This window comes from Actinomadura sp. NPDC049382, from assembly GCF_040677125.1.
GTDB classification, from domain to species: Bacteria; Actinomycetota; Actinomycetes; order Streptosporangiales; family Streptosporangiaceae; genus Spirillospora; species Spirillospora geliboluensis.
The window spans coordinates 170,585-180,352 of sequence record NZ_JBFARO010000007.1 but is presented as its reverse complement, the minus strand read 5'-3'; the positions used below and the strand labels follow the sequence as shown (position 1 = coordinate 180,352).

The 9,768-nt window shown below is 68.4% G+C and carries 10 protein-coding genes; 6 read left to right on the top strand and 4 right to left on the bottom strand.

Annotated elements, in window-relative coordinates; translation table 11 throughout:
* The 3 genes from AB0K34_RS07695 to AB0K34_RS07685 all read left to right on the top strand — a co-directional run.
* Positions 1 to 189, top strand: a 189-nt coding sequence (locus tag AB0K34_RS07695) for a hypothetical protein (RefSeq protein WP_364546308.1), incomplete at its 5' end; no start/stop codon positions are given.
* A 540-nt stretch (positions 190 to 729) separates the two neighbouring features.
* Positions 730 to 1,098, top strand: a complete 369-nt coding sequence (locus tag AB0K34_RS07690; RefSeq protein ID WP_240808606.1) for an antibiotic biosynthesis monooxygenase — start codon at positions 730 to 732, stop codon at positions 1,096 to 1,098.
* 106 nt (positions 1,099 to 1,204) lie between these two features.
* Positions 1,205 to 1,828 carry a DsbA family oxidoreductase gene (locus AB0K34_RS07685; protein ID WP_138642031.1) on the top strand — a complete coding sequence of 208 codons (624 nt, stop codon included), beginning with the start codon at positions 1,205 to 1,207 and terminating at the stop codon, positions 1,826 to 1,828.
* An 869-nt stretch (positions 1,829 to 2,697) separates the two neighbouring features.
* Here AB0K34_RS07685 and AB0K34_RS07680 read toward each other — a convergent pair.
* Together AB0K34_RS07680 and AB0K34_RS07675 are read right to left on the bottom strand one after the other, a co-directional pair.
* Complete coding sequence (locus AB0K34_RS07680) at positions 2,698 to 3,123, bottom strand: SdpI family protein (protein WP_138642032.1); 426 nt, start codon at positions 3,121 to 3,123, stop codon at positions 2,698 to 2,700.
* A gap of 299 nt (positions 3,124 to 3,422) precedes the next feature.
* Positions 3,423 to 3,965, bottom strand: coding sequence for a hypothetical protein (locus tag AB0K34_RS07675; RefSeq protein WP_301175706.1), 543 nt, complete (start codon positions 3,963 to 3,965; stop codon positions 3,423 to 3,425).
* 658 nt (positions 3,966 to 4,623) lie between these two features.
* Between AB0K34_RS07675 and AB0K34_RS07670 the strand changes: the two genes are divergently transcribed.
* On the top strand, positions 4,624 to 5,082 hold the full coding sequence (locus AB0K34_RS07670; RefSeq protein ID WP_138642313.1) for an IS3 family transposase: 459 nt from the start codon (positions 4,624 to 4,626) through the stop codon (positions 5,080 to 5,082).
* A 325-nt stretch (positions 5,083 to 5,407) separates the two neighbouring features.
* On the opposite strand, the gene AB0K34_RS07665 is transcribed toward AB0K34_RS07670, so the two are convergent.
* A complete protein-coding gene (locus AB0K34_RS07665) occupies positions 5,408 to 5,779 on the bottom strand; it encodes an STAS domain-containing protein (RefSeq protein ID WP_138642314.1) in 372 nt (123 codons plus the stop codon).
* Between the two features lie 1,036 nt (positions 5,780 to 6,815).
* On the opposite strand from AB0K34_RS07665, the gene AB0K34_RS07660 reads away from it, so the two are divergent.
* Positions 6,816 to 8,378, top strand: coding sequence for an FG-GAP-like repeat-containing protein (locus AB0K34_RS07660; protein WP_301175705.1), 1,563 nt, complete (start codon positions 6,816 to 6,818; stop codon positions 8,376 to 8,378).
* 45 nt (positions 8,379 to 8,423) lie between these two features.
* The gene (locus AB0K34_RS07655) at positions 8,424 to 8,615 is read left to right on the top strand and encodes a hypothetical protein (protein WP_301175704.1); all 192 of its coding nucleotides are present in this window, start codon (positions 8,424 to 8,426) and stop codon (positions 8,613 to 8,615) included.
* Between the two features lie 371 nt (positions 8,616 to 8,986).
* Here the strand turns inward: AB0K34_RS07655 and AB0K34_RS07650 are convergent, their stop codons facing one another.
* Positions 8,987 to 9,505, bottom strand: coding sequence for a hypothetical protein (locus tag AB0K34_RS07650; RefSeq protein ID WP_138641780.1), 519 nt, complete (start codon positions 9,503 to 9,505; stop codon positions 8,987 to 8,989).
* Positions 9,506 to 9,768 lie beyond the last annotated feature (263 nt).

Below are 9,768 nucleotides of genomic sequence, written 5' to 3'. Positions count from 1 at the left end.
CGCGAGGAGCTGATCTTCGACGCCAAGACCTACCGCTTCCTCGGCTGGCGCGGCACGGCGACGGGCGACACCCTGCCCGCCGCAACCACGACCGCAGACGTCGCCGTGACCAAGACCGCAACCGTCGACGCTCTCCCGGCGGGGGTCTCCACCTCCGGACACACCTGCCCAGACACACCCCGCGACTGACCGGACCAAACCGATGCAGGGCCGTGTGAGCCTCCCAGCGCCCACACGGCCCTGCTGGGCAACTCAGGCACACCCAGGCAAAGCCGACCGAACCGGCCCCTCTGGACGAAGCAGAAGGGAGTGGCTCCTTCGAGGGGACCAAGGCGGTCACGCGGTGAGGCCGTACCGCTCCGTCCGCTCGGCGGACCGGAACAGCACTGAGCTCTTCGGCCGGAGACCGCAGCCGGTCGCGCTCCCGTCCAACGTGATCGTTTCCGGGCGGAAGGTGGTGCCTGCTACCAACTCGGCGCTGCCCGTCCCGGCCGAGGGTGAATCTGGGAGTTCCTATGCCCACCGACCTGTACGGTGCGCGTGCTCGGCACCTGTCACGGCCGTTACTTGACGGCTTAGCACCGTCGGAGGTCTTGCTCCGCCTTCCGGGCGGGCCATCAGATGTCGGCATTGATCGAGGACGCTGAGACACGATTTGACCTCAACCGCAGTTGAGGTTCAAGGATCGTCAGCCAGGGGCACTGCCCCGGCTGCTTGATCATCAGGAGGATGTTCGTGGGCACGGATGCCGGCTTTTACTCGATCATCGACTACACCGTCGATGGGTTCGACACCCAAAGGGAGCTCGTGGCGGCCTTCGCCGAGATTCAGGAGCGGTGGGTGCGCTTCTATCCCGGCTACAGGTCGGCCCGCTTCCACGTGAGCACTGACGGCACGCGTGTCTACAACATCGTGCACTGGGCCAACGAGGCCGACTACCGCAACTTCGTGGAGACCTCCGACACCGAAGGCCGGATGGCCGCTATCGGCAAGGCACTGGAGGCCCTGTCCGGCAAGGCGGAAGCGCGCATGAGCGGGATTCCCACCTACACCGTCGTCCGAGAGGTCGGGCCAGGGCCACAGCGCCTGGACTCTTGATCAAAGCGGAAACCCTCACTTGGCGCGCTCCTCGCCGAACCAGGCAGGGCGCGCCTGGGACAGGGGCGCACCCTCACCCCAAGCCGCCACTCAGATCGGAGGACCCATGAAAGTCGAGATTTATGCCGATGTGCTGTGCCCGTGGTGCTACATCGGCAAGAGACGCCTGGCTGCTGCACTGGAGAGCATCACCAACCGCGCCAGCGTGGAGATCGCCTGGCGCAGCTACGAACTGGCCCCCGAGGAAGGCCGGGACCCCGGCCCCACGGCCGCCGAGGCCATGGCGGGATGGTGGGGTGCTCAGGCGCCGGACCGGATCGCCCGGATCCAGGCTCTGGGCGCCGCCGAAGGGCTGGAGCTCAACCTGCATCTGGCCCGGCCGGTGAACACCTTCGACGCCCACCGACTCTGCCGGCTGGCCGCCGACCGAGGCTCGGCCGACCGGATGATGGAGCGCCTGCTTCGTGCCTATCACTCCGAAGGACTGAACGTGGCCGACCCGCAGGTCCTTCAGCGCTTGGGCGAGGAGGCGGGACTGGACGCCGCCCGAGTGCGCGCCGTTCTCATCGGTGACGAATACGCAGAACAGGTGCGAGCCGACCGGCGTCGCGCGGCCGAGTACGGTGTCACCAGCGTCCCCTCACTGGTGATCGACGGCGGGCCGCCGGTCCCAGGCGTCCAGCCCGCCAGCGAGCTGCGCCGACTGCTGGAGCGCAGCCTCACCGGCTGACGAGAACCTGTCGCCACCATTCACGACATCTCGTCGCATCTACTGACGACGGCTCCACGCTCAGCACCCACCGAAAATGCAGGATAGATCTGAACAAGATCGGGACCTTGTGCGGACCCACTTCTCGTCCCACAGGTCAGCGCATCAGGCCCGGCAAAGTTCGACCGGAACGGACGCTTGCTCCGCCCTCCGGGCGGACCATCGATATCTGATGGCCCATCATGCGCGCGACGGCGCCTACGGGCACCGCGACCCAGAGTGCTGCCCACGCCGCGGTTTTCTCCGGAGCTCCCGATGAGGTCCTGGACGACGTTCCTCCCAACCGGCTGGGCATGCTCACCGTACCCGGCGGGCGAGCCCTCGCATTTCCCCCTTTACCATGGCTATGCCCGCGAACAGCGATCGAACCCGTAGGCGGCGTGACCAAACGGCTATGCCACTTGTTCTTCGAGCCGGCGCGAGATGATCACGCAACACACGATCACCCCCAGGTCTACCGTGTAGCGGGGCCTGGCTTCGGCGCTGCGCAACTCAGCCAGGGCACGCGTCTGCTGAGCGAACTCGGGGGTTCCTCAGCAAGCATTTGGGCGCACGGCGCCGTGTCGGCGGCGGCCTGCCGGGCGACCTGATCCTACGTTCCAGTCACGATTCTGCCCTACTCAGAGCGGGCGCCGCTTCTGCCTGCAGTTCACCGCCGCCACCAGTCCGACCGGGCGGGCCAGGCCGGCGGCTAACGGTGCGGCGTTCCCCCGCGCTGATCGCGGTCGGCCGCGACGCGGCCTTCCTCACACCCGGCCCAATCGGCCCCGGCCCCTCCGCTCGGCATTGACCGGCTCGACTCAAGAATCGACGCGTCCAGCGTGCTCGCCTTATTCAGCGCTCCTGTCGAGCGGCGCCGGTCCTGTCCCATGGTCGACCCCTGCGACATTCTTTCCGTGCCGATCGGCGATGACCGTGGCGAGGACGAGGAGAACGACAACACCCGCAAACCCCACAGCAGGAAGAAACCAAATTGAGGAATGAATGGAATCCGTGGCGATCGTGACGAGGGCCCCCACAGCCGTCGCGGCACCCATGAGGTATCCAAGACCCGCACAGGCCGACAGCCAGGGCCCCGCGGCCTTATGGCCCGCCACCCATGCGACATCCGACGACTGGGTGGCTTTGGTCCTCAATCCGATAGCAGAGTTTCTGTCGAGGGTTCCGCTCGCAATGGAACTTCTGATGAAATGACTCAGGCCAGACAATGCAAGAAGACCCAACGCGGCAAAGAAGAGAGCGCCTCGCTCTTCCATTTTTTCAACCTTTCATTCGTTGGTCAAAATAGGCGGCGAAGCCTTATATCATTGTCCTGCCGTCAGGATAACAGACAGGTGCACAGAAGACGCCAAGGGCCATATTCGCGGTGATTTCGGGGTGCCTCGATGTTGCGACATCAGGTGACGGTGGGCCGAGCGGGTCGTGCCAGGCCATGACCGGGTTCTCGCTGCCGCCGCTGCCTTGTGCATGGCGCCGCGCTCGGGTCGCCGGTGCGCATGCTGCTGTCCGGCGGAATCTGGGTGGGAGCGAACGCGCGTCGCCCAAGGCGTGGCTATCAGTTCGCGCCTGAGATGGCCGCGCTGATCGCGGCGCTCAGGAGCAGGATTGCGCCCATGATGGGGCCCGCCGATCGGCTGGTCGGTGCGGTGGTGCGGCGCAGGAGCGGCACCACCGAACCGAGCGCGACCAGTTGGACGATGCCGACGACCGCCACTCCGGCGTCTTCCAGCAGCAGCGGCAGTGGCAGGAAGTGCGCCGCGACGACGACCGCCACCCACCACGCCATCCACCGCGACGCCGCACGCCCGGCCAGGCGCAGGCAGCCGGCACCCGCAGCGATGACCTCGGCGGCGACCAGAGCGCCGAACCACGGGTACCGGCCCTCCAGCGCGGTCGGCTCATCCCAGTTCGCGGCCGTCAGCACTCCGAACACCACGGCGAGCCCGATGCCCGCCACCGCCCCCGCGCCGAGCCAGATCCGCCATGGCCGGGGCGGGTTCTCCTGCGACCATCCAAACCACGCGAAGGCCATCAGGCCGAACCAGGCCGTCGTGAAGTACTGGTCTCGCAAGAAATCGGTCAGCAACGCAACTCGCATCAGTCAGCCGGGAAAAGTGATCACTTTACCTTCCGGTGGGGCAGCCGGGACGTGCAGGTACTCATCCGGCGGCCGACCCGCTGAAGGACGAGCAAGTCGCGGCGTCGGCGGATCGGTCGGCACGGATAAAGCCCAGCCCGGCCGGAAACGGCAGTGGCCGAGTCGGCGGTCGGCCGGGGGGCGACCATGCCTTCGACCGCGGCTGCCGGACGGCACGATCATGCGGGTCGCGCACCCCGGCCACCGTCCGGTGGGGCGGCACGGCGGGGCAAAGCTCGGCCGGTGTCCCCGCCCGGTCGAAGATCACCCCCTGCCCGACCAGCGCGCCGACGCATCCCGCCCCCGCCCTGCCTCCGCAACTGACCACCGCCGAGCGTGATGAGGCCAAACGGTTGCGCCGCGAGAACTCCGTGCTCAAGCGGGCCAATGAGATATTGAAGGCGCAAGCGCGCTTTTCACCACCGAGCTCGGCCAGCCCCGGACGAAGGAGTCATGCTGGTCGACCAGCCGCGTGACCGCTTCGGGGTCGAGCCCGTCTGCCGGGTCCTGAACCTGTGCCCGGGCACCCACTGCGGCCGCAAACGCCGCCGACCCTCAGCCCGCGGCCAGCGCAATGCGGTCCTGAGCGAGCAGATCGAGGCAGTTCATCAGGCCAGCTATGGCACCTACGTGCGCCTACCGCGTGCACAAGCAACTGCGCCGACAAGACGTGCAGGTGGCGCGCTGCACGGTAGAACGACTGATGCGCGCCCATGGCTTGCAAGGCGTGCACCGCCGCGACCGGCGGCGCACCACCGCCCCCGACGAGTCGGCGCCGCGGCCGCCGGACCTGGTCAATCGGCAGTTCTCGCCAACCGGCCAGACCGGCTGCGGCTGGCCGACATCACCTATGTGCGCACCTGAGAGGGGTGGATGTACGTGGCTTTTACGCCGGACGCCTTCTCCCCGCCGGATCGTGGGCTGGCAACTGGCCGATCACCTGCGCACCGACCTGCCGCTGGAACGCACGGGAGATGGCGCTGTGGCAACGCGGCCGCGAACGGCCAGTTCGGGCGGGCGCCCTGATCCATCACTCCGACCGGGGCTGCCAGTACGTCAGCTTCCGCTACCAGGCTGACCGACCTGGGCGTGACCGCCTCGGTCGGCTCGGTCGGCTCGGTCGGCTCGGTCGGCTCGGTCGGCGATTCATATGACAACGCGATGGCCGAGTCGCTGAACGCCAACCGGTGCCAGAGAAACCGGTCTTCATCGAACCCGGTGGCCTTCAACCCTCACCTGTTCATCTCGCTGAACACCGCGCTGGACGACAGGCCAGTTTGCCTGGACTACTCCAGACCCCTTCCGGGTCTGCCCGCGCCCCTCGGGCGGCTCCGAATCCACCGGCAGCTAGAAGAGGCGGCTAGCAGCCGGCGGCCATGCCCTGTGCTGGGTAGCTGGCCAGATCACCGCTCGGGAAGCTTGGGGAGCACCTTGCAGACACGGATACGGCCGTTCAGCCCGGTCCATCTCAGCCTCTCGGTCAGCCGGGGACCCGGCCCCACGAGCACCAGTTCGCCACCAGCAGCCTCTGCTTGCCTGCACAGCCGCACGAAGGCGTTGAGCCCCGACGAGTCACAGAAGCTCACCTGCGACAGCATCAAGGCGATACGCGGTGGTGTCTCCTGCACGATCAACTTGCCCACCCGATCGACCAGCGCTGGAGCCGTAGCGACGTCCAACTGCCCCCGTAGCTCAACCGTGAGCCACCCTCCATCCATCTCGACGACCGCACTCAGCCGTCGGACAGATGATTCCGCGTGCGGCAACCCGGTCATCTCGTCTCCATCCCCCGACACAGCACAGCTCTCAACTCATGCCCGGATGCCGAGCCGCCATCCCGCCCACCACCGTCGAGCAGGGCTCCACCGCTGGAGGCCCACCACGACCGTGGGCATCGAATCGGTCTCGCCCAGGCCATCCCCGATGTCTGCTCTACGCCCCAGTGGGTGCACGGGCTCGGCTCGGCCTCCGGTGCGCAAGAACGGTCAGCGCGCCGCCGTGGCCTCCCCGCGTCGAGACTTGCGTCCAGGCCCTCACTGACAGAGCATGTAGCCCTCCCACCCCCGGGCAGAGGCGAGCTAGGCGATGGAGCCACTGCGCACATCGGCTGCGACACACGGCATCTTCACCGTGATCACCCTTGTCGGTGAACTCGACTACGCCACCGCCGACCGCGCACATGGCCAGTGCCAGCAGGCCCTCGCCAAGCCAGCCCACACCTCATCCTCGACGTTTCGGCTTGACCTTCACGGACTCCAGCGGACTGGCCGTCCTGGTACACGCCGACCAGCTCGCACGCGCGCTCAAGCGGCCAGTGACCCCCCTCGTTGGAGCCTCCCGGCCGGTTAAGCAAATGCTTGCGATCACCGCTTTACCGAGTGCTTCGCCGTCTACCCCACCCTCCAAGCCGCCCCAGACCATCGCCACCACCCCGTCGCCTCACTCGGCCGCGACGCAATGATCGACGGTATGGGGTCTGAGTGTGTCGGTCAGAAGCAGCAACGCTTGTTCACGTGTTCGGTGGATGCCAGCGGGGCGTCCGTCCTGGAGATGTCGATGAGGTTCAGTAGCGGCCGCGCGGCGTGTGGTGGCTGTGCATGACCGAGGGCTGGCCGACCCGCTCTTTGCGGTGTGGTTGTGATCGCGTTTGCGGGTCAGTTCGCTGTGGCCTGCTGTTGTTACTCGGCGCGCGGGTCTGTGGCCGAGCGGGGCCGAGTGGCGGATCCCGCGCCGATGCCGCATGATCATTTACTTTCGACGGGTCGAGTTCCGGAGGGGAAGTGTCAGGTGACGCGTTTTCGCGGGGGGAACGTGCGGGCGAGGAGCGCGCTGGCCGCGACCGTCGTCGCGGTGGCGGCTCTGCTCACCGTCGGCGGCGACATCACGCAGAGTGCCCCGGGCGCGCGGGGCGCCGCGCCTGAACCGGGCTGCGCCCTCCCGCCGCCCGCCCGCCAGACCTCCGCAGCGCCCTCCCCCGGCGCGACGGCATCACGCGGGACGGGCCGTCCCGCCAAGGGGCCGGCCGAAGCGCCGGTCAAGGGGGGCGTCGAGCACGGCGGCGACTTCAACGGCGACGGGCGCCGTGACATCGCGGCCTCTGCCCCTTTCCGCATGACGGACATGCCCGACAGGAAACTCTCGGGAAGGCTGGCGGGCGCGTACGTCGCCGTCGTGTACAGCGGCCCGCAGGGCCCGGACCCGTCCAGACGGCACATCGTCACCCACGAGTGCCTGGACGTGCCGACCCGCGAGAAGCCGAACTTCACGTTCGGCACGAGCCTGGGGTCGGCCGACTTCGACCACGACGGCTACGACGACCTGCTGGTGTCCGGGCAGGACGGCGGATACAACATGCTCGGTCCCCCCGCCTTGACGATCGTCTACGGCGGCCCGAACGGACTCACCAGCCGCGCGGTGGAGATGTTCCTGGGAGGGAAGGAGGAACAGGGCTACTTCGACAGCGTCGCGATCGGTGACTTCGACGGCGGCGGCGACCTCGACATCGCCGCCACCCAGGGAGCATTCGGCAATCTGTACCTGTTCCGGGACGTGGTGGACCGCCCCGTCGCCGCCGAGCGGAGCGAGTTGATCAAAAGCCCGCCGGACGTGGGTGAGCCGGATGACTCGTTCGGCTCCCTGCGGGTCGGCGACTTCAACGCCGACGGACGCGCCGACCTTGTGGTGATGGTCGACTGGCTGTCAGAGGCCGAGCCGCGCTACCGGTGGGGTGAGGTGCGGCTCGGAGCCCCGGAGGGGCTGGGCGGGCGGGCGAGCGTGTTCGGGATGAACCGGACCTCGCTCGAGACCAGGGTCGGTGACGTGACCGGTGACGGCCGGCCCGACCTGGTCATGCTGGACGAGGCGGAGCGGACGATCTCGGTGGCGCCGGGGACCTCCACCGGGCTCGGGGAGCTGCGCAAGTCCGCCATGCCCTTCGAACCCGTCAAGGAGCGCATGGACGGCCTGGAAGGGGCCCCGGACATGACGACGGCGCTGATCGGGTTCGCCGTCGGCGACGTGGACGGCGACGGCACCGCGGACGTCGCCCTCGCCGACGGCGGCAGGATCGCGGTCCTGCGCGGCGGCCCCGGCGGCATCCAGTCCGAGAAGGCCTACATCATCGACACGGCGAGCCTGCCGCACCCGTCCGGCACTCACCCGCGCCTGAACCACGGCAGTCTGTCGATCGGCGACCTGACCGGCGACGGCAAGCCCGCCCTCGTCGTCGGGGACCCCGAGTGGCGGACTCCGTCGGGCGGGCGCCTCTACATCCTGCCCGGCGGCCGCGCCACGGGCGCCACGACCATCAGCGGCGCGCAGCTGGGCCTGAACCAGCGGCCCATGGGCGGTTTCGGACGGGTCCTGCTTCCCTGAGGCGCTGGGCCCGGGCTACCCGGAGGGCGGGGCCCGGCGCGTAGGGTGGGCGGACGGTCTGGACGCCTCGACCACGGCCAAGCCGTCCGGCGCGGCCAGGGGTACACCCTGCGCACCACCCCGGCAATCCACCGCACCCGGGGCGGGCCGATGTTCCTTGAACACCAACTCGCCGAAGCCGCGCGCCTCAACACACAACTCCAGCAGCGCCTCGGCCAGGACGCCGGCCATGACTGACTTCGCCCTGCCCGCCCACACACCCGCTGGCCCGTCTCCACCGCTGCCAGTCCAGGTGATCTCGCGGAGCGGCTCGACGACGCGAACCGTGAGGCGATGGTGGCGCGGCCGTTAACCCACCCACGTATCGCCCTGGGGGCCGGCCGGTGCTGTGGACGGTGCCTGAGTAGTCCGCGCCGTGCCATGAAGACCGAGCAGGGTAACGGTTCCTAGGGGGCCTTATGCGGCGGTGGCGACGCTGGGCTCCCTGATCCAGGGTGGCTTCCGTACGGTCTCCCCGTGAGCCTGCTTCGCGAAGTTCGGTCGGCTGGTATGCGGCCCGGAGCACCTACCCGGCATCCGCTGAGCGCCGGCGGATCGAGAGTGTGTAGTCAGGCGACGGAGACGGCGGCCAGGGCGATGGCAGAGCCGGCGAACACCACGGTGTTGCGGATGTAGGTCTGGGCGCGGACCCAGCTGGGGAACGCGTTCTCGGCGGCCTGGAGGAAGGGAGCGACCTCGATGCGGGCCAGTTCCGGGTCGCCCTTGCGGCGGAAGGCGGCCTGGACGGACTTCACCGCGGTGAGGTTGCTGTAGACGATGCCGGCGTTCATCAGGATGACCAGCGAGGAGAAGATCCACGTCAGCGGCTGGGCCGGACCGGTGCCGGTGATGTTGAGGGCGGCGATGACGATCATGATCGCGGCGACGGTGGCCGGGGCTGCGGTCTCGTGGCCGCCGGCGTCGAAGCGGAGTTTGTTCTCCTCCAGGACCTCCGGCCGGACGTTCTGGCGGCGGAGTTCGGTGACCGCGGCGGCCTTGGCGGCCGGGCCGTAGCGGTGACGGACCAGCGGGATGCTGACGAACGCGGCGGCGACCAGCAGCTGCATGACGGCGGCGAGGGTGTTCATGGAAGGCTCTCCTCAGGTCTTGCACTTCGTTCAAGTGGCTGGATGGCGAGAACGCTAACCCTCACTTGAACAAAGTTCAAGACCTCATTTGAACAAAGTGCAATGGCTCCGTACTGTGAGGCCATGCCATGCCATGCCACGCGACACCCTGACCCGGGACCAGATCGTCCGCACCGCTGTCGAACTTCTGGACGCCGAAGGACTCGAAGGCCTGCCGACCGGGTCTGGGGCGAGCTCACGCTGCCCGACCCGGAGGCGGTCGG

Coding starts and splice junctions, on each gene's coding strand:
- AB0K34_RS07690 (WP_240808606.1), top strand. CDS start 730: ATGTTCGTGGGCACGGATGCCGGCTTTTACTCGATCATCGACTACACC.
- AB0K34_RS07685 (WP_138642031.1), top strand. CDS start 1,205: ATGAAAGTCGAGATTTATGCCGATGTGCTGTGCCCGTGGTGCTACATC.
- AB0K34_RS07680 (WP_138642032.1), bottom strand. CDS start 3,123: ATGGAAGAGCGAGGCGCTCTCTTCTTTGCCGCGTTGGGTCTTCTTGCA.
- AB0K34_RS07675 (WP_301175706.1), bottom strand. CDS start 3,965: ATGCGAGTTGCGTTGCTGACCGATTTCTTGCGAGACCAGTACTTCACG.
- AB0K34_RS07670 (WP_138642313.1), top strand. CDS start 4,624: ATGGCACCTACGTGCGCCTACCGCGTGCACAAGCAACTGCGCCGACAA.
- AB0K34_RS07665 (WP_138642314.1), bottom strand. CDS start 5,779: ATGACCGGGTTGCCGCACGCGGAATCATCTGTCCGACGGCTGAGTGCG.
- AB0K34_RS07650 (WP_138641780.1), bottom strand. CDS start 9,505: ATGAACACCCTCGCCGCCGTCATGCAGCTGCTGGTCGCCGCCGCGTTC.